Below are 26,995 nucleotides of genomic sequence, written 5' to 3'. Positions count from 1 at the left end.
CTGGCGCGCTCAATGCCCCGCGTCGGGCGGCGGCTGCTTGCGCGGGGCATCGGCCGGCGCGGCCGGCGGCCACAGCAGCGCCATGGGGTTGGCGCTCAGCTGCTTGAACAAGGCCTGCAGCAGCTTGCCCAGGCTGGGGATTTCCGTGTCGCGGGCGCGCAATGCCACGCGCAGCGCCAGGAAGAAGCTCAGCCACAGGTTGACCATGCCGATCAGCAGCACGCACAGCAGGCCCAGCGCCAGGGCCTTGGCGCCCAGATGGGCGCTGCTGGCCGCGTAGCTGAAGTTGGCCGACGAGAAGGCAATGTGGCGGATGTCCAGCGGCAGGTGCAACAGGTGGCCGATGTAGGGCGTCACGCCCAGCAGCACGCCGAAGTAAAAGTTGCCGTGCAGCGCGCCGAAATGCTCGTGCAGGTAATTGGCAAAGCGCTGCTGGCGCGCCGGCCCCAACCAGCGCAGCGCCGGGTGCGCCGCCAGGCGCTCGCGCAGCCGCACGTAATCGGCCCGGTTGTCGTAGTAGCCGGAGATGATGCCGGCGCAAAACAGCCACAGCGCGGCAATGGCCGCATACCACAGCGCGGGCACGGGCTTGAGGGCCTTGAGCTGGTAGGCCACTTCATCGGCCGTGAGCAGGGCCTGGCCCGCATGGCGCTGGTACAGCCAGGCCACGCCAGCGGCCACGAACATGGCCAGGCACACGTTGCCCAGCACGGCCACGCTTTGTGAGCGGTGCACGCTGATGAGCAGCTCGGCCAGGTGCTTGGGCAGGTTGCGGCTGTTCTGGCCTTGCTGCACGCTTTCGGCAATGCTGGCCGCTGTCATGGCCGGCTGTTTGGTGGCGATGGTAAAGCCCAGCATGTGCACGATGACGAAGCCGATGCCGTAGTTCAGGCTGATGAGCAGCGTGCTCCACAGCGGCGCGAGCTGCCAGCGGCCGATCTCGATCTTCAACAGGGCCATCAAGGCAATCAGCACTCCGGCGCCGGCGGCCGAGCGCAGCATGTGCCAATACTCCTGCGCGGTGGTGGTGATGTAGTGCTCGCCGTGCTCGCTCTTGCTGCTGCTGATGCTCTTGCTGAGCATGCCGGCGCTGTTGCGCACGAACTCGCGGATGCTGCGCTGCTCCAGCCCGCTGTTGATGATTTGCCCCAGCTGCACCAGCCAGGCGCGGGCGCTGCGCTCGGAGCGCTCGCTGGTGAGGATGGTGAGAATGCCTTCGAGCCGGTCCAGGCTCTGGCCCAGGCGTTCGAGCAAATGGGCCGTGGTCAGCGAGGCGCCGCTTTGGTTGCCCAGGCGGCGCAGGTGGGCCACCTGCTCGCGGCTTTGGTCGAGCATCACGTCCAGCTGGGCGGTGTCGGGCGGCTCGCGCCCGGCGCGCTCGGCCTCGACCAGGTTCTGCACCTCGCGCTGCAGGCTGAGAAAGGCTGAGTCCACCTCCAGCAGGCGCGGGTTCAGGCGGATCAGATCGGGGTTGAGGTCCTCGCCGGCGACCCACAGCGCCAGCATTTCCGCCGCGCGCAGCAACTGGTCGCGCACGTAGTGCTGGCTGGTTTCGCGCTGCTGCGCGCTGCCCAGCTGCTCGTACAGCCGCAGCCACAGGCGCGGCGCAATGCTGTTGAGCCAGTCCAGGTCGCTGGGGCGCAGCACGGCCTGCAGCACGTCTTCGAGCGCATCGGGGTTGCGCGGCGGCGGGTTGATGCGGTCGTACAGGCGGCGCCTGAGCTCGCGCCCGAAGTCCTGGCGCGAGTAAATGCCCGTCTGCACAAAGCCGGTGGCCAGGCGCGAGTGCTGCAGCCACTGGTGGAACAAGCCGGCCACGTGCTCGTTGATCTCGGGCTGCTGCTGCAGCGCATCGAGGAAATCGCGCAAGGCGTCGCCGGCCTGCTCGGCATTGCCGCGCAGGTGCTGCACCAGCAGCTGCAGCGCGCTTTGGAAGTCGGCACAGCCTGCAAAAGGCGTGAGGTCAGGCAGGGGCATGGGTGGGCCTTACGATCACGGAGCGGAAAGAGTCAAAAAGCGCCCAGTCAGCGCCCAGGGGGGAAAGCGCCGCAGGCGGGGGCTGCGGCGCATGGGCAGGGCAGGCAGGGGCGGCCCCTGCCGCGCCGCCGCCTCACTCGGCCACGCAGTCGGCGAAGAACTGCTTGCTGCCGTCGGGCTGCGCCTGGACGACCAGGCCGTGGATGTCGGTCTCGAAGCCGGGCAGCTGCTGCGCGAATTCGCGCGCGAACTTCAGGTAATCGACGATCTTGCGATTGAAGACTTCGCCAGGGATGAGCAGCGGAATGCCCGGCGGGTACGGCGTGACCAGGCCCACGGTGATGCGGCCTTCGAGCTCGTCGATGACGACGCGCTCGGTCTTGCGGTGCGCGATGTGGGCGTAGGCATCGGCCGGGCGCATGGCGGGCTTGAGGTCGGACAGATAGATCTCCGTGGTCAGGCGCGCGATGTCGTACTTGGCGTAGAGCTGGTGCACGTGCTGGCACAGATCGCGCAGCCCCATGCGCTCGTAGCGGCGGTGCTGGTGGCTGAACTCGGGCATGATGCGCCACAGCGGCTGGTTCTTGTCGTAGTCGTCCTTGAACTGCTGCAGGGCCGTGAGCAACGTGTTCCAGCGGCCCTTGGTGATGCCGATGGTGAACATGACGAAGAAGCTGTACAGGCCCGTCTTCTCCACCACCACGCCATGCTCGGCCAGGAACTTGGTGACGATGGCCGCGGGGATGCCGCTCTTGTCGAACTTGCCGTCCAGATCCAGCCCCGGCGTGACGATGGTGGCCTTGATCGGATCGAGCATGTTGAAGCCGTCGGCCAGATTGCCAAAGCCGTGCCAGTTGCTCGATGCCTTGCGGCTCTTGCTGCCATTGCTGCGGATGATCCAGTCGGCCGAGCGGCCCACGCCCTGCTCGGCCAGCGCCTCGGGGCCCCAGACTTTGAACCACCAGTCGTTCTTGCCAAAGTCCTGCTCGACTTTGCGCATGGCGCGGCGAAAGTCCAGCGCTTCCTGCAGGCTCTCCTGCACCAGCGCCTGGCCGCCGGGCAACTCCATCATGGCGGCGGCCACGTCGCAGCTGGCGATGATGCTGTACTGCGGGCTGGTGCTGGTGTGCATCAGATAGGCTTCGTTGAACAGCGCGCGGTCGAGCTTTTGCTCCTGCGAATCCTGCACCAGCACGTGGCTGGCCTGGCTGATGCCGGCCAGCAGCTTGTGGATGGATTGGGTGGAATAGACCACGCTGGTCTTGGGGCGCGGGCGCTTGCGGCCCATGGCGTGGTAGGTGCCGTAGAAGGGGTTGAAGGCCGCGTGCGGCAGCCAGGCTTCGTCAAAGTGCAGATTGTCCACGTAGCCATCGAGCATTTGCTTGATGGTCTCGGTGTTGTAGAGCACGCCGTCGTAGGTCGATTGCGTCAGCGTCAGCACGCGCGGGCGCACTTTCTTGGCATCCACGCCTTTGAGCAACGGGTGCGCCTTGATCTTTTTCTGGATGCTGGCCGGCTCGAATTCGCTCTTGGGAATGGGGCCGATGATGCCGTAGTGGTTGCGCGTGGGCTTGAGAAACACCGGGATCGCGCCGGTCATGATGATGCTGTGCAGGATGGACTTGTGGCAGTTGCGGTCCACCACCACTACGTCGCCAGGGGCCACCGTGTGGTGCCAGACGATCTTGTTGGACGTGCTGGTGCCATTGGTGACGAAAAAGCAGTGATCGGCGTTGAAGATGCGCGCCGCGTTGCGCTCGCTCTCGCCAATGGCGCCGTTGTGGTCCAGCAGCTGGCCCAGCTCCTCCACGGCGTTGCACACGTCCGCGCGCAGCATGTTCTCGCCGTAGAACTGGTGGTACATCTGGCCGATGGGGCTTTTCAAAAAGGCCACGCCGCCCGAGTGCCCAGGGCAGTGCCAGGAGTAGGAGCCGTCCTCGGCATAGTCCAGCAGCGCCTTGAAAAACGGCGGCTGGATGCTCTCCAGGTAATTCTTGGCTTCGCGGATGAGGTGGCGCGCGACGAACTCGGGCGTGTCCTCGAACATGTGGATGAAGCCGTGCAGCTCGCGCAGGATGTCGTTGGGCAGGTGCTGGCTGGTCTTGGTCTCGCCGTGGATGTAGATGGGCACCTCATCATTGCGACGGCGCACCTCGCCGATGAAATCGCGCAGCTCGGCAATGACCTGGGCCTCCCCCCCGGCGGCTTCGTCGCCCTCGCTCTCGATCAGCTCCTCATCGTCGATGGACAGCACGAAGGCGCTGGCGCGGCTTTGCTGCTGGGCAAACTGGCGCAGATCGCCATAGCTGGTGGCGCCGACGACCTCGAAACCCTCTTTCTCGATGGCTTCAGCCAGAGCGCGGATACCCAGACCCGAGGTGTTGTCGGAGCGGTAGTCCTCATCGATGATGACGATCGGAAAGCGAAATTTCATGGGGCACTCCAGGCCGGCCGCGCCAGCTCGAAATGGGAAACGAATCGGGGCACAATGCCCCCGGCCAGCGCCGCTGGCCAAGCAAAGCCGCGCAGTGTAAAGGCAAACCCAAGCAAACGCCCGGCCCATGGCGCCAGCGCGCCCATTGCCTGGCCGCGCAGCCCCTCCCCTCATGGGCGCACGGGCCCGCCGCGCCCCAACACACCCCGACACGATGGACCAGACACCCGCACCGCCGCCAGACCAATCCCAGGCGGCTGCCGCCCAGCCCACGCGCCAGACCCTGCTGCGGCAAGCCCAAAGCCTGCCGGGCCTGCCGGGCGTGTACCGCTTCTTCGACGCGCGCGAGCAGCTGCTGTACGTGGGCAAGGCCAAGAACCTGAAAAAGCGCGTCAGCAGCTATTTTCAGAAAGAGCATGGCGGCACGCGCATCGGCCACATGGTGGGCCAGATTGCGAGGCTGCAAACCACGGTGGTGCGCTCCGAGGCCGAGGCCCTGCTGCTGGAAAACAACCTCATCAAGACGCAGCACCCCAAGTACAACATCCTGTTTCGCGACGACAAAAGCTATCCCTATCTGAAAATTTCCGGGCGCAGCCAGGCGCGCAGTCAAACGCGCAGCGCGACAACGCAAGGCGTCGCGCAGGGGGAGGCAGCGCCAGCGCTGCAAGCGCAAGACTTCCCGCGCATCAGCTACTACCGCGGCGGCACGGACCGCCGGCACCACTACTTTGGCCCCTACCCCAACGCCTGGGCCGTCAAGGAAACCATCGAGCTGCTGCAGCGCGTCTTCCTGCTGCGCACCTGCGAGGACACAGTGTTCGCCCACCGCACCCGCCCCTGCCTGCTGCACCAGATCAAGCGCTGCTCGGCGCCTTGCGTGGGCCTAATCAGCGCCCAGGCCTACCAGGCCGACGTGCAACAGGCCCAGGCCCTGCTGCGCGGCCAGGCCGATGCGCTGGTGCAGCAACTGCAGCAGCGCATGATGCAGCACGCCCAGCAGCTCGAATACGAGCAGGCCGCCGCCGTGCGCGACCGCATCGCCTCGCTCTCGACCGTGCTGCAGCAACAAGCCGTGGAAACCGTGGGCGATGCCGACGTGGACATCATCGCCGTGCAACGCCAGGGCGGCAAAGCCTGCGTCAACCTGGCCATGGTGCGCGGCGGCCGCCACCTGGGCGACCGCGCCTACTTCCCCACCCAGCTGGAGGCCGCGCTGGCCCTGCACGAAGGCGATGGCGCCGATACCGATGGCGCCGAGCCCGCCGACACCGGCATGCCGCAAAGCGCCGCAGCCCCCGGCCCAGCCGAGAGCGCCGCGCCCCAGCACTGCGCCCCAGATGTCGCATCGGATGCCCCCTGCCTTGCCACGCCCGACGATGCCGCATCGGGCACCGCCCCAGAAGCCAGCGTGGACGCGATGGCAGTCAATGCCAATGCCAACAGCAGCGCCGAACAAGCCATCCTCGCGGCCTTCATCGCCCAGCACTATCTGAACTACCCGGCCCCGGCGCTGCTGATCACCAGCCACCCGGTCGCGCCGCAGCTGCTGGCCCTGCTGCGCCAGCAAGGCCAGCGCGCGCTGCGCAACATCGTGCAGCCGCGCGGCCAGCGCAAGGCCTGGCTGGAGATGGCGCAAAAAAATGCCCAGCTGCAACTGGCGCGCCTGCTGGGCGAGGAAGGCTCGCAAAAAGCCCGCACCCGCGCCCTGGCGCAGGCCCTGGGGCTGGCGCTGGACGAGGCCCAGCTCGACGACTGGCGCATCGAATGCTTTGACATCTCGCACACCGCTGGCGAGGCCACGCAGGCCTCCTGCGTCGTGTTCCAGCAGCACCGCATGCAAAGCAGCGCCTACCGGCGCTACCACATCAAAGGCATCACCGGCGGCGACGACTACGCCGCCATGCGCCAGGTGCTCACGCGGCGCTACGGCAAGCTCGCCCAGACCCAGGCTCAGCCACTGGCGGCCGATGCCGACGCGGCCACCAGCACCGGCACAGCGCGCCTGCCCGATCTGGTGCTCATCGACGGCGGCCGCGGCCAGGTGGCCGCAGCGCGCGAGGTCTTCGAGCAACTGGGCCTGGACCCCAGCCTGCTGGTGGGCGTGGAAAAAGGCGCCGGGCGCAAGGTCGGCCTGGAAGAGCTGGTCTTTGCCGATGGCCGCGCCAAGCTCAGCCTGCCGCCCGACAGCGCCGCGCTGATGCTGGTGGCGCAAATCCGCGACGAGGCGCACCGCTTCGCCATCACCGGCATGCGCGCCCAGCGCGCCCGCGTGCGCACCGGCGGCAGCCGCCTGGAAGACATCGCCGGCATCGGCCCCAAGCGCCGCGCCCGCCTGCTGCAGCGCTTTGGCGGCGTGCAAGGCGTGGCCCAGGCCAGCGTGGAAGACTTGATGAGCGTCGAAGGCATCTCCAGCGAGCTGGCGCAAAGCATCTACCACACGCTGCGCGGCTAGGGCGGCCAGCCCCAGGGCCTGCAAGCCAAGCGCATGCACCAAAGCCACTGATAATACGCAGGCATTCGATGCCACAGCACCGCTCAAGATCGATTGGCGCGCCCATCCACCATGTCATTGACCCTCCCCACCCTGCTGACCTTGAGCCGGATCGCGGCCATCCCCGGCATCGTGCTGGTGTTCTACCTGCCCACAGGCGTCACGCAGGCCAACACCATCGCCGCCGCGCTGTTCGTGCTCTTTGCCCTGACCGACTGGCTCGACGGCTATCTGGCGCGCCGCCTGGGCCAGACATCGGCCTTTGGCGCCTTTCTCGACCCCGTGGCCGACAAGTTCCTGGTCTGCTCCACCGTGCTGCTGCTGGTGCACCTGCAGCGCATCGACGTCTTCGTCGCCCTGATCATCATCGGGCGAGAGATCGCCATCTCCGCCCTGCGCGAATGGATGGCCCAGATCGGCGCGGCCGCCAGCGTCGCCGTGCACATGCTGGGCAAGCTCAAAACCTCGCTGCAAATGCTGGCCATCCCCTTTCTGCTCTACGACGGCCCGCTGCCGCCGGGCTGGCACAGCCGGCTGCCCGGCCAAATCCTGCTGTGGATGGCCGCCGGCCTGACCATCTGGTCCATGGTCTACTACATGCGCAAGGCCTCTTTAGCCATCCGCACCCGCCTGGGGCAGTAGAATCCGCCCCGCAAACCGGGCACTGCTCTGCCGTCCCTTGCGGCAGGGTTAATCCCAGGCCTGCAGGCCCGCACCATGCTTGACATGGACACGGGGGCATTGCTCTAATCGCCGCTTCCGGCATCGGGCCAGGCAACACGGCCATGGCATGTGGCAAGGCCATGCACCCGGCCCCGAGCGTTTTTACCAAGCAGCAGCCTGTGCACCGGCATCGGCTGCAGCACCACAATCAATCAGCGTCCGCCACCCAACCAGGGCTGGCGGTTTTCATTTCATCCAGAGAGGCATACCGTGAACAAAACAGAACTGGTCGAACACATCGCCGCCCAGGCAGACATCTCCAAGGCCGCTGCCGCCCGCGCGCTGGAAGCCACCATCGGCGCCATCAAGACCACCCTGAAAAAAGGCGGCACCGTGTCGGTCATCGGCTTCGGCACCTTCGAAGTCTCCAAGCGCGCCGCCCGCAAAGGCCGCAACCCGCAAACTGGCGAGAGCATCAAGATCAAAGCCGCCAAAGTGCCCAAGTTCCGCGCCGGAAAAGCCCTCAAAGATGCTGTAAAATAAATGCTTTACGGTGGGGTGCTTAGCTCAGTTGGTAGAGCGGCGCCCTTACAAGGCGTAGGTCAGCGGTTCGACCCCGTTAGCACCCACCAACACCCACCCGGTCTCAACAAAAAAGGACTTGGATTTGCCCAAGTCCTTTTTTGTTGCCCATTCGCGCAAAGAAACGAGCGCAAGTTCAACTGTAATGACCCACCACTTTCTGCACAGGTCAGGCCGCTAAAGCATAAGCCTCAGCGGGCGTCTTCATGCCCAGCGCCTGGTGAGGACGCTGGTGGTTGTAAAAGCCGATCCAATCGCCGATCACGCGGTTGGCGTGCTGCAGGGTTTCGAATCGGTGGCGGTGCACGCATTGGTCTTTGAGCGTGCGGATCACGCGCTCGATCATGCCGTTTTGCTCAGGGCTGTAAGGGGTGATGAACTCCTGCTGCAGGCCATAGCTCTTGACCAGGGCTGTGTAGCTGCGGCTGGTGAACACCAGGCCGTTGTCCGATCTCAGTAGGAACGGGTGCTTGACCTTGCCCAGGCAGCCGTTGCGGGCGATCAGCGCCTGCTCCAGCGCCGCCTCGGCGGTCTTGGATCGGCCGCTGCGGCTGAGCTGCCAGCCCAGCAGCTCGCGGCTGTAGCAGTCGATCACCAGGGCCAGCCAGGCCCAGCCATCACGGCCTGTCCACACCCGGCACAGGTCAGTCGACCAACGCTCATCAGGCGCTTTGGCCACGGATGGCAAGGCCTGGATGCGTGGCCTGAAGCCCACCGGGCGCTTGTGCACCTGCCAGCCCAAGATCTGGAAGATGCGCTGCACGGTGTTCTTGTTGAACCCGAGCAGGTGCGCTACCGTGCGGTAGCCGAACGACGGGTTCTCTTCGATCATCGCCTTGATCGGCTTGACGAACTGCTCCTGCACCTTGGGCGCGGCCTTGGTGCTGCGGTAGTACACCGTGCGTCGGGGTATCTCGAACCACTGGCACAGCTTGACCAGGCTGACCTTGAACCCGTCTTCAGCCAATCCCTGCTGAAGGCTGAGGATCATTTCTCGTCCTCGTTGCCCAGCAGGGACGCCAGCTTTTTTCTGGCACGCAGCTCCAGCATGGCTTCGCCGTAGGCCTCCTGCAGCTCACGCAGTTGCTTCTCGTACTGCTCCTTGACTTCCAGCGGCTTGGTACGCAGGGCGTTCTCCATGCCCCGCTTGCCTTCATCGACCCACTGCTGCACCTCGGAGGGGTTCAGATCGAAAGCCCGGCTAGCCTCCGAGACTGTCGTCTTGCCCTGGATGATGTCCAGGACCAGGGCCGTTTTACGCTTGGCCGTCCAGCGCTTGATGTCGTCTTCCATCAGGGTGCTCATCGTCGTTTCCTTCAACGTTAACTCCTGTGCAGGTTTTCACTGGGTCAATACAAAGCTTCAGTCCGGTTTTTATGAAAAAACGGGGATGAAGGCGGGTGAAAAGTGTCGGTGGATAGTGGGTGGGACAACGGAACAAGGAACAGACAAGAAAAATCACTATTAATCAATTTTTTCAAAATACTCAAAGAAACGATTTTTTATCAGCATTGAATCAATATTAACCACTAATTCTTCTTTTTTTTTGTACTTTGCAAAGCGCATGTATCTTTTATGGGTCACAGGGGATGTTAATGGATTAAATAAGTCTATTACGTATGCTTCGTGCGCGACAATAACCGCACCGGCATTGGCAATCCCAATAGCTCGGCAGCAATAATAAGAATTAAAATAAAACAATGGATCCGAATAATCTTTCAATAACTCAAAATAGTCATACAAAGGAGAGCTCTCTAGCTTTCTTAAAGCCTCTATTGGGAAATTAGGGTGCCACCTGTTTATGTAAGCCATGATATCGCTTTTGTCCGCCCCAATGTCCAAAACACGACTCCAGTTGATATTTTTTGGATCAATCAAATATTCTTCGATAGATTTTGGTGATTTGTGATATCCGGTTTTGATATTTGGAGGAACAAGCGCAATATAAGATTTTTTTTCATCAAAAACCTCTATCAAGAAAACCGGTTTTTTTAGTACATAATGGCTGCCGAAATTCATGGGATGCCATAAAGCGCTCCCCTGATAGTTAATTTTCGTGACAGAGGAGCAGCCTCCAAGGAAAAATAACAGAAGGCTTAAAAATAATTTTTTCATAATCAATTTTCGTAAATGTTGGGAGGCGGTTCTGAAGGATTCCAGTAATTTTGACACTCCTCGTCGCAGGGACACCGATCTTTTCTTTCTGGGGTGCAAAAGGCACTGAATCCCATTGTTTTTACAGCTTTGTAGTAAGCGTTGGCCATAGCTCTACAGCCATCTTCAAATTCTGGATTTTGTGATCTTACTCGATCACATACAGCCAGCATGCACCTCTGAAAATTCAAATCACACATTTCTTTTGAGATGGAACAGTCCAACTTTCCATAGCACTGATCGTGTTCTCTGCAGCAATTTGAAAACTGATAGCCAAATGGATTGTCAGGCACTAGTTTTTCATTCCATCCAGATCCACATGTTTCAAGCCCCAAATGATCCATGTACAAGGTTGGGCTGCCATTTGCGTACAAATAAACATTAATCCCCCCATCCAACCCAATCGGATCACTCTGCAAGTACCTGCCCGTACTCGGGTCATAGTCCCGATAGAAGTTGTAGTGCGTGCCCGTTTCCTTGTCGTAGTACTGGCCAGGGAAGCGGAGATTGATCTCGGTGCTGGAGCCCGGGGAGATGTTGGCCTTGCCAAACGCCTCGCTCACTTGCACCCAGGTCTGCTGGCCGTTTTTGTCTGTGGCAATCTGTGGCGTGCCCAGGTGGTCGCTGTGGATGTAGTGGTAGGTCTTGGCGTTTGTGTTGGCGTTGCCGCTGCTGCCGTGGTCGGCCTGCCAGAGGATTTTCGTGCCCCAGGGGCTGTCGGGCTCCCAGCCGTAGCTTTTCTGGGTTTGGCCTTGCTCGTTCAGCTCGGCTATCAGTCCTTCTTCGGCGTAGATGTACCAGGTGGTGCTTTGATTGTTGTCTCTGATGGTGGTTTTGGCAATTCTCCGGCCTTTGGGGTCGTAGTGGTAGCGGGCGATGGTTTGGCCGTTTTGTTCGATGTGCACCAGCCGCTGGGCGGCGTCGTAGTGGTAGCCGGTGATGCTGGCGTTGGGGGTGCCTGGGCTGCCTGGGGTGTTGGTTCCTCCTTGGGTTTTTTGGGTGATGTGGCCGCTGTGGTTGTATTGGTAGCTGGTGGCCTGTTGTTGTTGGCCCCATTGGGTGAGGCGGTTGCCGCTGGCGTATTGCCAGGGGCCAGGCTGGTGGGCGCTGGCGCTGCGGTTGTGCACGGCGTCGTAGCTGTAGTGTTCGTGGGGCAGGCCCAGCTCTTGCAGGCTGAGGCTGGGGCTGGCCTGGATGAGGCGGTCGAGCCGGTCGTAGCGGTAGTCGGTGCTGCCTTGGATGTCAGCGCCTGCCTGTTTTTGGATGTGGGTGATGTTGCTGTCTTGGTCGTATTGGTAGCTCAGCTCCAGCAGGGTTGGGGTGTTGGGGGTGGTTGGATTGGCTGGATTGGCTGGATTGGTTAAGTCTGCGCGGCGGGCGTGAATGCGCTGGTAGCGCCAGAAGCCGTCGTAGTGGTTGTGCCTTGTGATGCCGGGGTATTGGATGGCGCTGGGCTGGTTCCAGGCGTAGCTTTGCCAGGTGATGGGGGCTGGGCTGCTTTGGTTGCCTGGGTTGCCTGGGTTGCCTGGGTTGCTGGTCTGGCTGCCGGGCGGGCTGGCGGTTTTGAGCAGGCCTTGTTCGTACTGGTAGTGCGCGGTGCTGCCGTCGGGGTAGGTTTGGCTGGTTTTTTGTCCGTCGGCGTTCCAGCTTTGCGCAAGGCTTGCGCTGATGGCGTTGCTGCCTTGGCCGTAGCTGAGGGTTTCTTCGCTGGTGCGCCCCAGGGCGTCGAGTTGGTAGGTCGCTTGGCTGATGCGCTGGCCGGCGCCGTTTTGTTGTTCGTAGCCGGTTAGCCGCCCTGCTGCGTCGTAGTGGTAGCGGATGGTTTGGCTCAGTGTGGCCTGGCCGCTGGGGTGGGTTTTGCTTTCATGGGTGGTGCGTCCGTCCGCTCGTACTGCCATGCTCAATGGTCGCTGCGGTATTGCGCGATGACTTCATCGGCGCTGGGGTTGGCCTTGGCTTGGCCGTTGATCAGCACCAAGGGGCCGGGCTGCTTGCTCAATGCCGTAAAGCGCTGCAAGGCCTGTTCTTGCTCTGGCGTGGGGTCGACCATGCTGACGCGGTAATGCGAGCTGCGCTGCGCGGGGATGCCTTCACGCGCCAGCGCATCGGCCAATGCCTGGGCGCGCTGGGCCCAGTCGGAGGGGCAATTGCGCGGGGTAAAAATCAACACGGTGCGCGCCTGTGCGCCATCGGGCATGGGCACTGACACGAAGCCCTGAGCTGATGCCGTGGCATGGGCCAGCGGATCCCGGCTCTGGCGCCAGTGCTTGATGCCCAGAACAAGGCAAAGGGCGATGATGGTGAGGACAATAAGGCGCATGGTTGCTTGAGAATTGATTTTTACGGTCTGGTTCGGGTTGTTTTGCGGGCCTTTTGATTGATGAGCCCAATCATCCTATTGGCCTGGCCCGAGAGGTCGGATTCTTGCCTTGCAATCGAAGCATATTCCTTCAACGCCAAATCCAGCTTCCCTTGGTCAAAAAGCGCATTGGCAAGATTGAATTTCATGCCAAGACTTTCAGGATTTATCAAAAGTCCCCTTCTAAAAAACCGCTCAGCCATCTTGTATTTCTTTATTTCACTGTAAATATTCCCCATAGCCATCAAAGCATCCACCTCCTCAGGCCAAGACTTTAGCGACCTCCTGAATGACTCAATTGCCGAATTATAATTACCAATTTTTAAAAAAATACCCCCCAAAACATACCAAGAATGATTGGCATCAAACTTATAAACAGCATCCAATCTAAAACCATCGCCAACCATCATTTTATCAATAGCCGACGCATACTTTCCAGAACGAATCATCCTATAGATGCCATCCATTTCTTCATTATAAATAGACTCATCCATCAATTGCTCCGCAAAGACATTCTGATGCGAAACCCTCCTTTTGGTCGTCTTGAATGCTCCTCTGCATCTGGATGCCCCCGCATTTCGCCTTTGACTCTCACATCTACCTATAAGGCTACGCCCCTCTACCCAGCCAGTCATTTAAAATTTCAGCCAATCAAAACACAGCCCCAACCTATAAAGCCATGAGCCACACAATCACTTATCAAAACCAACGCGCAAAGCCATATACCTCAGAATCGGAAACAAATGAAGAAACATGATAGGACAGGCCATCTCTTCATCCTCCAATATTTTCCTCAGAAAATAAATATCATCAAATAATTGCCCAACCGAATACCCATCCGGGCTTTTTGTGAAATCATACCTTTCATCCTCATACACATCCCAATAAAAATCCTCATCAAGAGAAAATTCAAAACACCCAATCAACTCAAAACTATCGAATATTTTATTAGTGATGAGTCGCAGTTCATCGATTTTTATTTTATCTTGCATTTCTTTTCTCGCACTCTTCCAGTTGCCTTTTGAAATTCTCAATCTGCTTTCTCAAAGATCTCACTCTTTCTTGGTATATTTTTTCATAAAGAGCCGGGTTATCCATAGCGCCTGCCAAATGCCCCTTATTATCCGCAGATAAAGGGTCGCTAATGTATTGTTTCAGTTTTAATTCATGGGCAGCAATTTGCAATCTAAGGCCTTTGCACGGGTCTTTTTTTCTTTTATTATCGGGCTTTTTGGGAGTTTTTTCATTGATATTTTTCTTGTTTTTAATTTTGCCAAACCATTTGCGAGGGTTTAGGCACTCTTTAGCACAATCACCCAACGTCCGAGGATCACACTCACTCTGAATGGCCGCCGTCAGCGCATCGGCGGCTTTGCAGCTGGCTACGCACCGCGCATAGCTCCACACAATGGCCGGAACGGCCTCTCCCGTGGGGTCGCTGTAGCTCAGCGGATTCTGGTACGCATAGCCGTAGGTGTTGATGCCATCGTACAGGCCCAGCGGGTCGCTTTGCAGGTAGCGGGCCGTTTGCGGGTCATAGTACCTCTGCTGGTTGTAGTGCCTGCCGCTTTCCGCGTCCCAGTATTGGCCCGGCAGCCGTATGTTGACTTCGGTGCGGCTGGTGCTGTTCACCCACGTTTGCCCAAAGCTTTCGGCCAGGGCTTGCCAGGTGGCCGCTCCGCTGCTGTCGCTGGCTACCAGCGGGCGCTCCAGGTGGTCGGTGTGCAGCCAGTGGGTTTGGGTCTGCGCCTGGCCTTGCGCACTGTTGTTGTGCTCGGTTTGCCACAGCGGGGCTGTGCCCCAGCCGCTGTCGGCTTGCCAGCCGTAGCTTTTGGTGGTTTGTCCGGCGGCGTTGATTTCTTCTACCAGGCCTTCGTCGCTGTAGAGGTACCAGGTGGTGGTTTGCTGTGCGCCCTGGCCGGTGGTTTTGCTGATTCTGCGCCCGGCGGGGTCGTATTGGTAGCGGGCGATGGTTTGCCCGTTTTGCGTGATGTGGCTCAGGCGCTGGCCGGCGTCGTAGTGGTAGTGGCGGGTGGCGCCGTTGTGTTCGGCGCTGGCGATGTGGCCGCTGGCGTTGTATTGGTAGCGGGTGGGGTTGTCTGGCTGGCCCCAGCTGCCCAGGCGGTTGCCGCTTTCGTAGCGCCAGGCGCCGCCTTGGTGGGCGCTGGCTGTGCGGTTGTGGCTGGCGTCGTAGCTGTAGTGTTCGTCGGGCAGGCCCAGGTCTTTGAGGCTTTGGCTGGGCTGGGCCTGGGTGAGGCGGTCGAGGCGGTCGTATTGGTAGTGGATGCTGCCTTGGATGCCGCCGGCTTGTTGGATTTGCTGGTCGCTGATGCTGCTTTCTTGGTTGAAGCTGTTGCGGATGTCCAGCAGTGTGTGTCCGGCGCTGTTGCTGACGCTGATGCCGCTGGGGCGCCAGAGGCTGTCGTAGCTTTGGGTGCGGGTGGCGCCGGGGTATTCGATGGTTGTGGGGTAGTGCCAGTCGTAGGCGCTGATGCGGATGGTCTGCCCTTGGGGGGTTTGGATGCTGCTGGGGCGGCCTTGCTGGTATTGGTAGCGCTGGCTTTGGCCGTTGATGTCCAGGGCGGTGGTGTTGAAGTCGGCGTCCCACTGGCGCTTGAGGGTGCGGCTGATGGCTTGCGCGCCTTGGCCGTAGGTGATGGTTTCTTCGCTGACGCGGCCCAGCGCGTCGAGTTGGTAGCGGGCGCTGCTGATGGTCTGGCCGCTGGCGTTTTGCTGGGTGTAGCCGGTGATGTCGCCGCTGGCGTCGTATTGGTAGGTGATGGTTTGCTCGGGCGCGCCGGCGGCGCTGCGGCGGGTTTCCCGGATGGGGTTGCCGTCGGGGTCGTAGTGGTATTGGATGCTGGCGCCGTCGGGGTAGGCGATGGCGCTGAGCTGGCCTGCCGCGTCGTATTGGTAGCGGGTGCTGGCGCCTTCGGGGCGGATTTCTTCGAGCAGTTGCCCGGCTTTGTCGTAGCGGTATTGGGTGGTGTTGCCGCTGGCGTCGGTGATGCTGGTGGTTTGGTCGAGCAGGTTGTAGGTGGCGCGGGTGACGTTGCCCAGGCTGTCGGTGACTTGGATGAGCCGGCCCAGCGCGTCGTATTGGCCGCTGGCACTTTGGCCGCCGGCGCTGCTCAGGCCGACGATGCGCCCAGCGGCGTCGTAGGTGGTGGTTTGCCGCAGGGTTTGTCCGTCGCTGGCGCGGGTGGTGGCCACGGTTTGGCGGCCGCGCTGGTCGTATTGGTATTCCTGGCGCAGTCCGCCTGGCAGGACGATGGCGGTGAGCAGTTCGGCTTGTTCGCTGCCGTAGTTGCCGTGCTCGAATTGGACGCGGTTGCCCCAGGGGTCGACGTAGGCGATGACGCGCCCGTGCTGGTCGTGCTCGAAGGTGGTGCTCAGCCCCGAGGGGGTGGTTTCGCTGGTGGGGTTGCCAAAGGCGTTGTAGGTGTAGCGCGCGGTGTGGCCCAGGGCGTTGGTGACGCTGCTGATCTGGCCTTGGTGGTTGTAGGTGATGCTCGATTGGCGGCCCAGTTCGTCTTTGAGCTGCGTGGGCTGGCCCAGGCTGTTGTAGACGGTGCTGCTGCTGTGGCCGCTGGGGCTGGTGCGCCGGGTGAGGTTGCCCTGGCTGTCGTATTCGAATCGGGTGGTGTGGCCCAGGGGGTTGGTGACGGCGGTGACTTGCCCGGCCAGGTCGTAGCTCAGGCGCCAGGCGTCGCCCACAGGGTCGGTGATTTGGGTGGCGTTGCCATCGGCGTCGTAGCTGTATTGCCAAGTGATGGCTTCTTGGCCTTCGCCCAGGGTTTGCCGGGTGACTTGGCCCCATTGGTCGTATTGCCAGGTGGTTTTGCGCGCTTCGCTGGTGCCTGCCGCTTCGGTTTGTTCGATGAGCAGGCCGCGGCTGTCGTATTTCCAGTGGGTTTGGATGCCCAGCGCATCGGTGTATTTTTCGATGAGGCCGCGCTGGCTTTCGTATTCGAAGGCTTCGCGTGCGCCGTCGGCGTGGATGATTTCCGAGGGCTGCCAGTCGTAGGTGTAGCGGTGGGTGGTGATCAGGCCTCGGGGGCCGCGGTATTTCTCGGTGAAGCGCCCGTCCCAGTGGGTTTGCCCAAGAAGGTGGCCTTGGGCGTCTTGCGCGTAGCTCGCGCCCGAGACGCCTATGCCTTTGTCCAGGGCCGAGCCGTAGACTGCCGGGTAGTAGAAGGTTTTGGATTGGCCCCGGCTGCTGGTGATGACTACTTTGAATTGCCTGGAGCTGGCCAAGAATTGCACGGAGCCGCTGACGGTGCCCAGGCAGTCGGTGAGGCTGCCCACGCGCCCTGCGCCCCAGGCGTTGTGCAGTTTGCTTTGCGCGCCGCTGCTGGGGTCGTGGGTGCGCCCCACGATGCCAAAGCCCAGTTGGGTGGGCGGCGCAGGCACGCTGCCGTCCAGCGGGTCGAGTTCGAAGTTCAGCGGCGCCCAGGCGGGGCTGAGCCGCCAGCGCCCCTGGCTCCAGCTGCGCGCGATGTCGATGGGCCCGCCCAGGGCATTGACGCGCAGGTCGATGTGGGTTTCTCGGTATTCACCATTGGGCTGGCGCACGCTGGGCGCGCTGGCGCTCAGTTGCAGGCCCACTCCCAGTTCGACTTCTGCTACCCAGGGGTTGGCTGTGCCCGCATGGCCAGCGCCGAGCGCCGGCTGCGCTTGCGCTGGCAAGGGCAGCAGGGGCGATAGGGCGAGCAGCAGCAGGGGCAGCAGCCAGGGCAATGATCGGCGGCTGGGGGCTGCTGCGGGGCGCTGGGAAGCAGTGGGCATGTGGGGGGCTTACTTGTCACATTGCGCAAGGGATCAACGCGCCTGTTTGGGTGGGCGTGAGCAAGAAACAGTGCAAAAAAGAGAGGAAATCACACGTGCGGATGCTGTGATGGCGCGCGCAACTGCGGGTTTCAGCCTGGTTTTTTGAAAAAACGGGGTTGAAAGCAGGTGAAGAAGTGTCGGCGGACAGCGGACGGGACAACGGGACACCAGTCAATTAGAAGTGTTCAGAGATATTTCTCTAATTACACATTTTCCATTAATTTTAAATACATCATCGCGAAAATCAATATGCCCATAAAAACCCACCTTATCAAGAACATTTTCATAAATCACACTCCCGAGAAAATTAAAAATTAAAATATAAAACTTAGCAGTAGATGCCCTTGAGCTAATCAATACAACCCAATATTTACCACCATCAAAAACAGCAAGAACACCAGGCCTACCAACAAAAACCTTAGGAATATTTCTCATAACAAATGATTCACTTGACCCAACCTCACCAACTTCGAAATAAGGACTATTACTGAATCTATAGCTTTTACCATTTATAAAAATCTCCTCGCCAAATTGTGCAATTTTATATGGATTTTTTACCTTATCCCCAAATTTAATCCAAGGAACGTCACTACACCCCCTATTCTTAACAACTTCCCTAGCATACTCCCCATCTACAAATACCTTAAAATTTTCAACTTCGTTCAAAGACATCTTACTATCCATGCTAGCACCCGCGACCCCATAACCAGAGTCACATGCAGTAAACATCACCCACCCAAAAAAGCACAATAAAATCTTTTCCAATTTGCTGGACTTCAAGCGCAATATTTTATTTTTCACAATTACAATCCCCTCTTGCATTTCTAAAAGCATCTCCTCCAAATGCCATAACAGCAACACAGTATATGTCACGAGCATCCATGCAAAGCATCCTCTTTGGGAGTTGATTTTGCATGCTGCAAACATCTGCCATACAACTACAAAATTGAAGATCACATTCTCTCTTTGATGGCCCATCGCAGTCCCCATAACATTCATCATGCGAGTTACAGCAATGGAGAAAGTCAAACCCAAAAGGCGCATCAGGCGGCTTAAATAAGCTTCCTGCGGCACCACAGCCATTTGACTGCAAACCATAAATATCCATATTATTTAGTGGAGATTGCTCTACGTATGAAAACAAGTTGACTCCCCCATTCAACCCAATCGGATCACTCTGCAAGTACCGTCCCGTGCTCGGGTCATAGTCCCGATGGAAGTTGTAGTGCGTGCCGGTTTCCTGGTCGTAGTACTGGCCTGGGAAGCGGATGTTGATCTCGGTGCTGGCGTTGGCTGAGATCGTGGCCTTGCCAAACGCCTCGCTCACTTGCGCCCAGGTCTGCTGGCCGTTTTTGTCTGTGGCGATTTGTGGCGTGCCCAGGTGGTCGCTGTGGATGTAGTGGTAGGTTTTGCTGCTTGTGGGGGCGTTGGGGTTTGTTCCTGTGTTTGAGCCTGTCCCACTACTGCTGTGGTGATCGGCCTGCCAGAGGATTTTCGTGCCCCAGGGGCTGTCCGGTTCCCAGCCGTAGCTTTTCTGGGTTTGGCCTTGCTCGTTCAGCTCGGCTATCAGTCCTTCTTCGGCGTAGACGTACCAGGTGGTGGTTTGTTCGCTGCCCTGGCCGGTGGTTTTGGCGATTCTCCGGCCTTTGGGGTCGTAGTGGTAGCGCGCGATGGTCTGGCCGTTTTGTTCGATGTGCACCAGCCGCTGGGCGGCGTCGTAGTGGTAGCTGGTGGTGCTGGTGGCGCTGGCGTTGGGGCTGCCTGGATTGCCTGGGTTGTTGGTTCCTCCTTGGGTTTTTTGGGTGATGTGGCCGCTGTGGTTGTATTGGTAGCGGGTGGCCTGTTGTTGTTGGCCCCATTGGGTGAGGCGGTTGCCGCTGGCGTATTGCCAGGGGCCTGGCTGGTGGGCGCTGGCGGTGCGGTTGTGCACGGCGTCGTAGCTGTAGTGTTCGTGGGGCAGGCCCAGCTCTTGCAGGCTGAGGCTGGGGCTGGCCTGGATGAGGCGGTCGAGCCGGTCGTAGCGGTAGTCGGTGCTGCCTTGGATGTCAGCGCCTGCCTGTCTTTGGATGTGGGTGATGTTGCTGTCTGGGTCGTATTGGTAGCTCAGCTCCAGCAGGCTTGGGGTGTTGGGGTTGGTTGGATTGGCTGGGTTGGCTGGGTTGGTTGAGTCTGCGCGGCGGGCGTGGATGCGCTGGTAGCGCCAGAAGCCGTCGTAGTGGTTGTGCCTTGTGACGCCAGGGTATTGGATGGCGCTGGGCTGGTTCCAGGCGTAGCTTTGCCAGGTGATGGGGGCTGGGTTGCCTGGGTTGCCTGGGTTGCTGCCTTGGCTGGCGGGCAGGCTGGCGGTTTTGAGCAGGCCTTGTTCGTAGTGGTAGTGCGCGGTGCTGCCGTCGGGGTAGGTTTGGCTGGTTTTTTGTCCGTCGGCGTTCCAGCTTTGCGCAAGGCTTGCGCTGATGGCGTTGCTGCCTTGGCCGTAGCTGAGGGTTTCTTCGCTGGTGCGCCCCAGGGCGTCGAGTTGGTAGGTCGCTTGGCTGATGCGCTGGCCTGCGCCGTTGTGTTGTTCGTAGCCGGTCAGCCGCCCTGCTGCGTCGTAGTGGTAGCGGGTGGTTTGGCTCAGTGTGGCCTGGCCGCTGGGGTGGGTTTTGCTTTCATGGGTGGTGCGCCCATCGAGGTCGTATTGCCAGGCGCTGGTGTTGCCGTCGGGGTCGGTGCGTTCGATGAGTTGTCCGGCGGCGTCGTAGCGGTAGTGGGTTTGTCCGCCTTCGGGCCGGGTTTCTTGGGTCAGGCGTTTGAGTGCGTCGTACTGGTATTGGTGTACGTTGCCGCTGGCGTCGGTGACGCGGGTGGCTTGGTCTTGCAGGTTGTATTGGTAGTGGGTGCTGTGGCCGTCCGGGTCGGTGTTGGCGCGCACGCGCCCCAGGCTGTCGTATTCGGTGAGGGTGGTTTTGCCGGCGGCGCTGGTGTGGGCCACGGCCTGGCCGGCGCTGTCGTAGGTGGTGCTGGTGCGCAACTCTTGTCCGGCGCCTGGGCCGCTGGTGGCTTTTTGGGTGGTGACGGTTTTGCGTCCTCTTTGGTCGTATTGGTAGTGGGTTTGCAGGCCGCCGGGGTAGTGGATTTGGATGAGTAGGTCGGCTTGCTCCGTGCCTTTGGCGCCGTAGTGGTAGCTGATGCGGTTGCCTTGGGGGTCGGTTTGGAGGGTGGGGCGGCCTTCTTTGTCGTATTCGGTGGTGCTGCTCAGGCCTTGGGCGCTGGTGGTTTGGATGAGGTCGCCGTATTCGTTGTAGTGGTAGCCGGTGGTGTGGCCCAGGGCGTCGGTTTGGCTTTGGATGCGGCCGTGGCGGTCGTAGCGGGTGCTTTGGCTGTGGCCTAAGGGGTCGGTGCTTTGGGTTTTTTGGCCGCGCGCGTCGTAGGTGTATTGGCGGGTGTGGCCCAGGGCGCTGGTGTGGGCGATGAGTTGGCTGCGGCTGTTGTATTGGTAGCGGCTGGTGCGCCCCAGGGGGTCGGTGCGGGCGATGAGGTTGCCCACGGCGTCGTATTGGTAGCGGGTGACTTGGCCCAGGGCGTCGGTTTGGCTGATGCGGTTGCCCCAGTGGTCGTATTGCCAGGCGGTGGTGATGGTTTGGGGGTCGCCGGGCTCGCCGGTGGGGCTGAGTTGGTAGCGGATGGCTTGGCCGTATGGGTCGTATTGCCAGCGGTGCACTTTTTGTTCTGGCGCTCCTGCGGCTTGGATGTGTTCGATGAGGCGGCCGGCCTGGTCGTATTGCCAGGTGCTGACGATGCCCAGTTCGTTGACGTGGCGGGTTTTTTGTCCTCGGGCGTTGTATTGGCTGCTCTCGCGGCTGCCGTCGGGGTGGATGATTTGGGTGATTTGCCGGTTGTGGTCGTAGTCGTAGCGGGTGCTCAGGCCGCGGGCGTTGGTGACGATGCTGTGGTAGTTGCCGTCCCATTGGCGGCGGTGGGTGGCTTGGCCGTTGAAGCTGCGCGCCAGTTCGAAGCCGGCCAGGTCGTAGGTGATTTGGATGTGGTTGCCCCGGTGGTCGGTCTGGCTGACTTGGTATTGGCGTTTTTCTTTGAGGTATTCGGTGCTGGAGCTGCTGGTGCCTCGGCTGTCGATGAGTTGGGCCACGCGCGCTGCGCCCCAGATGTGGCGCAGTTTGTGCCGCGGGCCGCTGGCGCCGCTGGGGTCGTAGGTTTGGCCGGCGCTGCCTACGGTCAGTTGCGCCGGTGGCGCGGCGACGCTGCTGGCGTAGCGCACGGTGATGGTGTCGCCTTGTTGTTCGCCCAAGGGGTCGATGCGTTGGGTGAGTTGGCCGTGGCTGTCGTAGCGGTACTGCCAGGTGTGTCCGGCTACGTCGGTGACTTGGCTCAGGCGGCGTTGTTCGCCCGCTCCGCTCCAGTGGTAGTGCACGCTGCGCCCTGCTCGGTCTTGTACTTGGGTGACCAGGCCGTCTTGCAGGCTGAGGCGGTAGGCCAGCTGGTCCAGGTGGTCGAGGATGCGGATGCTGCTGGCGCTGTCGTAGACAAAGCGCACTTGCACGCCGCTGGGGTTGGCGTAGCCGAGGATGCGCCCTTGGCGGTCGTAGTCGATGGTGTTGCCCAGCCGGTCGCTCCATTGCCAGCCTGGCGCCTGGCCGCTGTAGGGGTTGCTGGTGGTCTTGCGGATGAAGACGGGCGCGTAGCTGTTGGCTTTGGAGATGAATAGTTCGCTGCTGCCGCTTCGCTCGTAGATCAGGCCTGCGCGTTCGATGACGCGGGCGCTGCCGTCCAGCGGGTCGAGTTCGAAGTTCAGCGGCGCCCAGGCAGGGTTGAGCCACCAGCGCCCCTGGCTCCAGCTGCGCGCGATGTCGATGGGCCCGCCCAGGGCATTGACGCGCAGGTCGATGTGCGTTTCTCGGTATTCGCCATTGGGCTGACGCACGCTGGGCGCGCTGGCGCTCAGCTGCAGGCCCACTCCCAGCTCGACTTCTGCTACCCAGGGGGTGGCCGCGCCCGACAGGTGCGGCTGCGCTTGCGCTGGCAAGGGCAGCAGGGGCGATAGGGCTAGCAGCAGGGTCAGAAGCCAGGGCATAGATCGGCGGCTGGGGGCTGCGTGGCAGGGCGCAAGAGGTGCGGGCAAAGGCATGTGGCTCTCCTCTGAAAGCCAGCGCCGCTGGCGCTGGCTGGATTGGAATGAATGTTTGCAATGGGATGAGATGGGATTGCGGTGGGCTTCGTGGGCTTGGTGAATGCTCAACGCCCGCGGAGGCTTAGTAGGCTATTGGTGGCGGGCCGTTGCCTCCTCCTCCGCCGCCGCCGCCGCCGCCACCTCCGCCGCCGCCACCTCCGCCGCCGCCAGGGCCACCGCAGCCGCAAGCCGGGCAATGGGGGGTGCAGCTGGGCGCGAGCGGAATGGGCGATCCGCCTCCCCAACCGCCGCCTCCCCAACCGCCGCCGCCGCCTCCTCCTCCTCCACCGCCGCCGCCTCCGCCAGCGCCAGCACTGGTGCAGCGCGTGCCCACCAGGCGGCTGAAGGTGGCGCTGCTGCTGCCGCCTTCGGTCTCCCCGTTGGCGCATTCCCAGTCAAAGCTGGCCACCAGGTGCCGGGCGTAGTGTGTGCAGCTGCCCGCCTTGGCGCTGAACAGGCTGGCGATGTTTTTCTGCAGCTCGCTGACCCAGCCCTGCTCCAAAGTTCTGCTGAAACCCAGGCTTTTGGGGTGCAGCTTCAGCGCTGTGACGCGGTAGGGGATGACGATGCGGCTCTTGGCCGGCAGGCTTTGGGGGATGTCGGCCAGGAATTCGTAGCGGTAGTACTGGTCGCTTTGCGGCAGCGCAAGGCGCAGGTTGCGCGCTGCGATGAGGCCGTAGTTGGTCAGCGTGAGCTCGCCGCTGTGTTCTTCGCCCACTTGCAGCTCGGGCAGGTTGATGGCCATGGGTTCGAGCAGGACGACGGGCGCTGGCACCTGGGTCTGGTAGGTGGCTTCGAGCACGATGTCGTAGTGGTCGGCGATGGTGGTTTCAGTGACGCTGAATTCGACGCTGACGGTTTGGTAGCTCAGGTGAATGTGCTCGCTGATGGTGATGCCTGGGCGCACGAAGATGCGCCCGGTTTTGTCGGCATGGCGCGGGCCGCTGGCGCGCCAGATGTAGCTGCCTGGCGCAATGCCGTTGAGTTGGGCGCGACCGCTGGCGTCGGTGGTGACGTTGTGGATTTCTGTGGGCACGGCTTCGTTTTGCACGCGGATGCGCGCGCCTGCAACGCCAGCGATGCGCTGGCCTTGCGCATCGGGGGTGTCGGTGAAGAGGTCGCTGACGCTGAAGGCCACGCCGCCTTCGCCGCTTTGCGTGACGGCCACTGCCACGGGGATGCTGCCCTGGCCTTGGTTGTCGGCATCGACGAGGATGCGGTAGTGGTAGATGCCGTCGGCCACGTCTTGCCCTGGGCGGACGGTGAGTTCGATGGGCACTTGCGCGCCCACGTCCACCACGCCCAGCGCGCTGCCGCTGGCCAAAAAGACCCAGCCGGGCGCGGCCTGGCCTTGCGCATCGACCAGGCGCACGCGCACGTTGTGCGCAGCCGTCAGGCCCCGGTTGCCGATGAGGGTTTGCTCGCTGACGCTTTGGCCCTGGCGCACGCCGGTCTGGATCGACGCAGGTTGGGCGTACAGCGATGGCCGGGCGTCGCTGAGGCGGTAATGGATGGTGAGGCTGCCGCGCGGCTGGTCGCCCGATTCGTTGGCGTAGGCGGTGAGCACGACGCTGCCACGCTCGCCCGCGCGGCTGCTGCCGGTGAAGCGGATGATGCTGGGCGCGCTGCTGCCGGCGGGCACGTCGATGGGGGCGCCGCCATCCACGCTGATGCCCGGCGGCAGGCTGCCGCTGGGCTGGCGCGCGGGCTCTGCCACCCAGCGCACGCCACTGGCGCCCGTGCCTGCGCTGGCGCGGGCCATGATGCTGATTTCGCTGGGGATGTCGCGCGCGGCGCTGAGTTCGTACTCTTGCAGGCTGAAGATCAAGCGGTCGATGCTGAACTGGCCTTGGGCGGCAAAGCCCGCTTGCTCTGGGTGTTGCACGGCCACTTCGTAGAGGCCGCTGTCGCTGCTCTGCGGCTCGAACTGGTAGCTGAAGGCCCCGGCCGCATCGCTGGACAGTTGGATGCGGCGCTCAAATCCGCCCACCCGCAGCAGCAGGCGCAGCGCGGCGTTGGGCACGGGCTGGCCATCGCGGCCTATGGCCTGGCCGCTGATGACGATGGGGGTTTCGCCAAAAGAGCTGGCCGGACTGATGGATTGCAGCTGCGCGGTGTAGGGCGCCGGCGGCGGCGCAGCCGGGCCTGCGGCCTCCAGCTGCACGGTGCGGGTGGCACTGGCTTCGCGCCCATTGCTGCTGGTGAGCACGGCGCGCAGGGTGTACTGGCCTGCGGCCAGGCCGCCAATGGCCCACGGCGCGCTGTACGGGGGCTGGGTCAGGGTGGCAATGGGCCGGTCGTTGGCGAACAGGCGGACCTGGGCAATGCCTGCCGCCGCGTTGGCGGTGACGGCCACGGGCACGCTGGCGCCTGCCGCGATGGTCAAGCGTGCGCCTTCGGCCGGTGTGGCAAAGGCAATGCTGGGCGCGGCCAGTTGGTAGCGCAGGTTGACGCCAACGCTCAGTGCGCTGCTGCCGCGCGCGTTGCTGGCGCTCGCCTGCAACAGCCAGTCGCCCTCCCCTGCCAAGGCGATGCTGGCGCTGAAGCTGCCATCGGCGGCGGCTCTGACGGGGCTGCCAGCGGCCTGGCCGTTGAGGTAGAGCTGCACCTGGCTGCCGGGCGATGCCGTGCCGCTGACCGGCACGTTGGCCTGGGCAACGGTGGCGCCGTCCAGCGGGCTGCTGATCTGCGGCGCGGCGGGCTGCGCCAAGGCCAGCGTGAAGGGCAGGTTCAGCGTGCTGTTGACGCCATCGGCATCGCTGGCCACGATGCTGAGCTGGTGCGCCCCATCGGGCAGTTGCGCAAAGTCAATGAACTGGCTGGCGCTGACGCTGGGCGCGGCAGGGTAGCTGCGCGAGAAGATGGCCACGCCGTTGAGCTGTGCATCGATGCGGACAACGCCCACGGCGCTGCTGGCCTGCACCACCAGCTGGCCTGGCTGGCTCACGGTGGCGTTGGGCAGCAAGGGCTGGCCTGCGAACTGCACATCCATCACAGGCCCCGCCCCGCCCGGCTTGCTCACCGTGACGCGGCGCGTGGCGGTATGGGCCTGGCCCAAGCGGTTCGTGGCTTTGGCGCCGAGGGTGTGGCTGCCATTGGGCACGCCCGCCAGCGGCCAGCGCATTTCGTAGGGGGCGCTGTCCACCACGCCCAGGCGCTGGCCATCGACCAGGAACTCCACACTGCGCACGCCTTCGGGATCCTCGACGGAGACGGCCAGCGTAACGTCGGCATCGAGCACCGCATCGGCCGCCGGTTGCAGCCACTGCACCAACGGCCCCTGGGGCACGAAGGCCACGGGCTGGGCCAGGCCAAACTGGCTGATGCGGCCCTGCGCAGTCTGGAACTGCACGAACAGGTGTTTCTCGCCCGCCGCAGGCGAGAGGGTGTAGGCCGCCAAGGTGGGCTGGCCTGTCATGTCCTGCCAAGGCAGGGCGTCGAAATCGGCTGCGGCATCGGATTCGCTGATGCGGTAGCGCACGGCCTGCGGGCAATCGAGCCGCAGCTCGATGGCGCGCACCCGCGTGGTGTAGCCCGCACTGGGGGCGATGGTGCAGGCCAGCGCAGGCTCTTCACTCAAGGGGTTGGCGTAGTCCACCCCGGCGCTGACGGCATCGCCCTGGCCTGTGGGGTTGCCCACGCCATCGCGCGGGCCGCTGGCATGGCCCCACCAGTTGCCTTGCGCCTGCACCACGGCGCTGGGCTGGGTGTTGCGGATGCCAAAGCTGTGATTGCCCGCGATGGCGGACGCCCCGATGGAGGGGGCTGCGCCCTGCTCGGCCAGCAGGCCAATGCCATTGCCCAGCAGGCGCGACTGGCTGATGGTGGCGCTGCCGCTGCCGATCAGGCGCATGCCAACGGTGTTGTGCGAGAGCTCCAGGCGCTGCAGGCTGTAGGGGGCTGCGCCCAGCACCAGGCCAGCGCCGCCCTCGATGTGGCTGGGCAGGCCCTGCGCGCCGCCGGCCCAGCGGATGCCCAGGCCATCGATGCGCAATTGGGCGGCAGGCACGCCGGCATCGACCAACAGGCCCAGCCAATCGCCCGCCTGCGGGCTGCCCGGCTGGGCCTCATCGACCGGGCCCAGGGCGCTGTCGTCTTGCTGCGAGGTCAAGACCACGCCCGCGCCGGTGTGCAAGCGATCGCGCACATGCAAGCCCGCGCCGGGGCCGAATTTGACGACCACGCCGTCCTGAATGCTGAGCTGGGCTGTGCCGCTTTGGGCCTGCGCCAGACCGAACAGGGCAAACAGCATGAACCACTGAAGCGCCACGGCCCGAAACGCTGCGCATGCGGCGCGGGGCAGTAGTAGGCGATGGATGCGGGAGCCTGGCATAGGGC

General features: G+C 62.3%; 16 protein-coding genes and 1 tRNA gene. 4 read left to right on the top strand and 13 right to left on the bottom strand.

All coding sequences use genetic code 11. From position 1 onward, the window contains the following. Positions 1–9: 9 nt before the first annotated feature. Both CK625_RS00780 and CK625_RS00775 read right to left on the bottom strand, forming a co-directional pair. The gene (locus CK625_RS00780; RefSeq protein WP_095538370.1) at positions 10–1,977 is read right to left on the bottom strand and encodes a recombinase; all 1,968 of its coding nucleotides are present in this window, start codon (positions 1,975–1,977) and stop codon (positions 10–12) included. Positions 1,978–2,110: 133 nt separating this feature from the next. Next, positions 2,111–4,411: an arginine/lysine/ornithine decarboxylase gene (locus CK625_RS00775; RefSeq protein ID WP_095538369.1), complete on the bottom strand. Its 2,301-nt coding sequence runs from the start codon at positions 4,409–4,411 to the stop codon at positions 2,111–2,113. Between the two features lie 214 nt (positions 4,412–4,625). On the opposite strand from CK625_RS00775, the gene CK625_RS00770 reads away from it, so the two are divergent. The 4 genes from CK625_RS00770 (at position 4,626) to CK625_RS00755 (ending at position 8,200) form a co-directional block, all read left to right on the top strand. Next, positions 4,626–6,866 carry an excinuclease ABC subunit UvrC gene (locus CK625_RS00770; RefSeq protein WP_095538997.1) on the top strand — a complete coding sequence of 747 codons (2,241 nt, stop codon included), beginning with the start codon at positions 4,626–4,628 and terminating at the stop codon, positions 6,864–6,866. A 111-nt stretch (positions 6,867–6,977) separates the two neighbouring features. Further along, positions 6,978–7,547: a CDP-diacylglycerol--glycerol-3-phosphate 3-phosphatidyltransferase gene (gene pgsA, locus CK625_RS00765; RefSeq protein ID WP_095538368.1), complete on the top strand. Its 570-nt coding sequence runs from the start codon at positions 6,978–6,980 to the stop codon at positions 7,545–7,547. 291 nt (positions 7,548–7,838) lie between these two features. Continuing rightward, a complete protein-coding gene (locus tag CK625_RS00760) occupies positions 7,839–8,111 on the top strand; it encodes an HU family DNA-binding protein (protein ID WP_095538367.1) in 273 nt (90 codons plus the stop codon). A 13-nt stretch (positions 8,112–8,124) separates the two neighbouring features. Beyond that, positions 8,125–8,200: transfer RNA gene (locus CK625_RS00755), tRNA-Val, on the top strand. Between the two features lie 119 nt (positions 8,201–8,319). Here CK625_RS00755 and CK625_RS00750 read toward each other — a convergent pair. The 11 genes from CK625_RS00750 to CK625_RS13835 all read right to left on the bottom strand — a co-directional run bounded on the left by CK625_RS00750 (position 8,320) and on the right by CK625_RS13835 (position 26,990). Beyond that, positions 8,320–9,141 (bottom strand): IS3 family transposase, encoded by an 822-nt coding sequence (locus CK625_RS00750; RefSeq protein WP_095538366.1) that lies wholly within the window; start codon positions 9,139–9,141, stop codon positions 8,320–8,322. Further along, entirely contained in the window at positions 9,138–9,455 is a 318-nt protein-coding gene (locus CK625_RS00745) for a DUF1153 domain-containing protein (RefSeq protein ID WP_095538996.1), read from the bottom strand. Before CK625_RS00745 ends, CK625_RS00750 begins: the two co-directional genes overlap by 4 nt. Before the next feature lie 159 nt (positions 9,456–9,614). Continuing rightward, positions 9,615–10,265: a hypothetical protein gene (locus CK625_RS13480; protein WP_143326129.1), complete on the bottom strand. Its 651-nt coding sequence runs from the start codon at positions 10,263–10,265 to the stop codon at positions 9,615–9,617. 2 nt (positions 10,266–10,267) lie between these two features. Then, positions 10,268–12,202, bottom strand: coding sequence for a phospholipase A2 (locus CK625_RS00740; protein ID WP_095538365.1), 1,935 nt, complete (start codon positions 12,200–12,202; stop codon positions 10,268–10,270). 2 nt (positions 12,203–12,204) lie between these two features. Continuing rightward, positions 12,205–12,624 carry a hypothetical protein gene (locus CK625_RS00735; RefSeq protein ID WP_095551740.1) on the bottom strand — a complete coding sequence of 140 codons (420 nt, stop codon included), beginning with the start codon at positions 12,622–12,624 and terminating at the stop codon, positions 12,205–12,207. A gap of 20 nt (positions 12,625–12,644) precedes the next feature. Continuing rightward, positions 12,645–13,157, bottom strand: coding sequence for a tetratricopeptide repeat protein (locus CK625_RS00730; protein WP_172425047.1), 513 nt, complete (start codon positions 13,155–13,157; stop codon positions 12,645–12,647). A 198-nt stretch (positions 13,158–13,355) separates the two neighbouring features. Next, positions 13,356–13,655: a hypothetical protein gene (locus CK625_RS13475; RefSeq protein WP_095551742.1), complete on the bottom strand. Its 300-nt coding sequence runs from the start codon at positions 13,653–13,655 to the stop codon at positions 13,356–13,358. Then, complete coding sequence (locus CK625_RS00725; protein WP_095538362.1) at positions 13,645–17,451, bottom strand: RHS repeat domain-containing protein; 3,807 nt, start codon at positions 17,449–17,451, stop codon at positions 13,645–13,647. The genes CK625_RS13475 and CK625_RS00725 overlap by 11 nt, the downstream gene beginning before the upstream one ends. A 213-nt stretch (positions 17,452–17,664) precedes the next feature. Next, positions 17,665–18,327 (bottom strand): hypothetical protein, encoded by a 663-nt coding sequence (locus CK625_RS13470; protein ID WP_143326128.1) that lies wholly within the window; start codon positions 18,325–18,327, stop codon positions 17,665–17,667. Continuing rightward, a complete protein-coding gene (locus tag CK625_RS00720; RefSeq protein ID WP_172425046.1) occupies positions 18,284–22,561 on the bottom strand; it encodes an RHS repeat-associated core domain-containing protein in 4,278 nt (1,425 codons plus the stop codon). Before CK625_RS00720 ends, CK625_RS13470 begins: the two co-directional genes overlap by 44 nt. Positions 22,562–22,739: 178 nt before the next feature. Next, positions 22,740–26,990 carry an Ig-like domain-containing protein gene (locus CK625_RS13835; protein WP_172425045.1) on the bottom strand — a complete coding sequence of 1,417 codons (4,251 nt, stop codon included), beginning with the start codon at positions 26,988–26,990 and terminating at the stop codon, positions 22,740–22,742. Positions 26,991–26,995 lie beyond the last annotated feature (5 nt).

The sequence above is a fragment of the Vandammella animalimorsus genome (genome assembly GCF_002285265.1).
Taxonomy (GTDB): Bacteria; Pseudomonadota; Gammaproteobacteria; order Burkholderiales; family Burkholderiaceae_C; genus Lampropedia.
The sequence above is the reverse complement of the archived record's forward strand: the minus strand, read 5'-3'. Positions and strand labels throughout refer to the sequence as shown.

Bases quoted from the DNA above. Each gene is read 5' to 3' on its own strand.
- CK625_RS00780 (WP_095538370.1), bottom strand. From the start codon at position 1,977: ATGCCCCTGCCTGACCTCACGCCTTTTGCAGGCTGTGCCGACTTCCAA.
- CK625_RS00775 (WP_095538369.1), bottom strand. From the start codon at position 4,411: ATGAAATTTCGCTTTCCGATCGTCATCATCGATGAGGACTACCGCTCC.
- CK625_RS00770 (WP_095538997.1), top strand. From the start codon at position 4,626: ATGGACCAGACACCCGCACCGCCGCCAGACCAATCCCAGGCGGCTGCC.
- pgsA (WP_095538368.1), top strand. From the start codon at position 6,978: ATGTCATTGACCCTCCCCACCCTGCTGACCTTGAGCCGGATCGCGGCC.
- CK625_RS00750 (WP_095538366.1), bottom strand. From the start codon at position 9,141: ATGATCCTCAGCCTTCAGCAGGGATTGGCTGAAGACGGGTTCAAGGTC.
- CK625_RS00745 (WP_095538996.1), bottom strand. From the start codon at position 9,455: ATGAGCACCCTGATGGAAGACGACATCAAGCGCTGGACGGCCAAGCGT.
- CK625_RS13480 (WP_143326129.1), bottom strand. From the start codon at position 10,265: ATGAAAAAATTATTTTTAAGCCTTCTGTTATTTTTCCTTGGAGGCTGC.
- CK625_RS00740 (WP_095538365.1), bottom strand. From the start codon at position 12,202: ATGGCAGTACGAGCGGACGGACGCACCACCCATGAAAGCAAAACCCAC.
- CK625_RS00735 (WP_095551740.1), bottom strand. From the start codon at position 12,624: ATGCGCCTTATTGTCCTCACCATCATCGCCCTTTGCCTTGTTCTGGGC.
- CK625_RS00730 (WP_172425047.1), bottom strand. From the start codon at position 13,157: ATGGATGAGTCTATTTATAATGAAGAAATGGATGGCATCTATAGGATG.
- CK625_RS13475 (WP_095551742.1), bottom strand. From the start codon at position 13,655: ATGCAAGATAAAATAAAAATCGATGAACTGCGACTCATCACTAATAAA.
- CK625_RS00725 (WP_095538362.1), bottom strand. From the start codon at position 17,451: ATGCCCACTGCTTCCCAGCGCCCCGCAGCAGCCCCCAGCCGCCGATCA.
- CK625_RS13470 (WP_143326128.1), bottom strand. From the start codon at position 18,327: ATGCTTTTAGAAATGCAAGAGGGGATTGTAATTGTGAAAAATAAAATA.
- CK625_RS00720 (WP_172425046.1), bottom strand. From the start codon at position 22,561: ATGCCCTGGCTTCTGACCCTGCTGCTAGCCCTATCGCCCCTGCTGCCC.
- CK625_RS13835 (WP_172425045.1), bottom strand. From the start codon at position 26,990: ATGCCAGGCTCCCGCATCCATCGCCTACTACTGCCCCGCGCCGCATGC.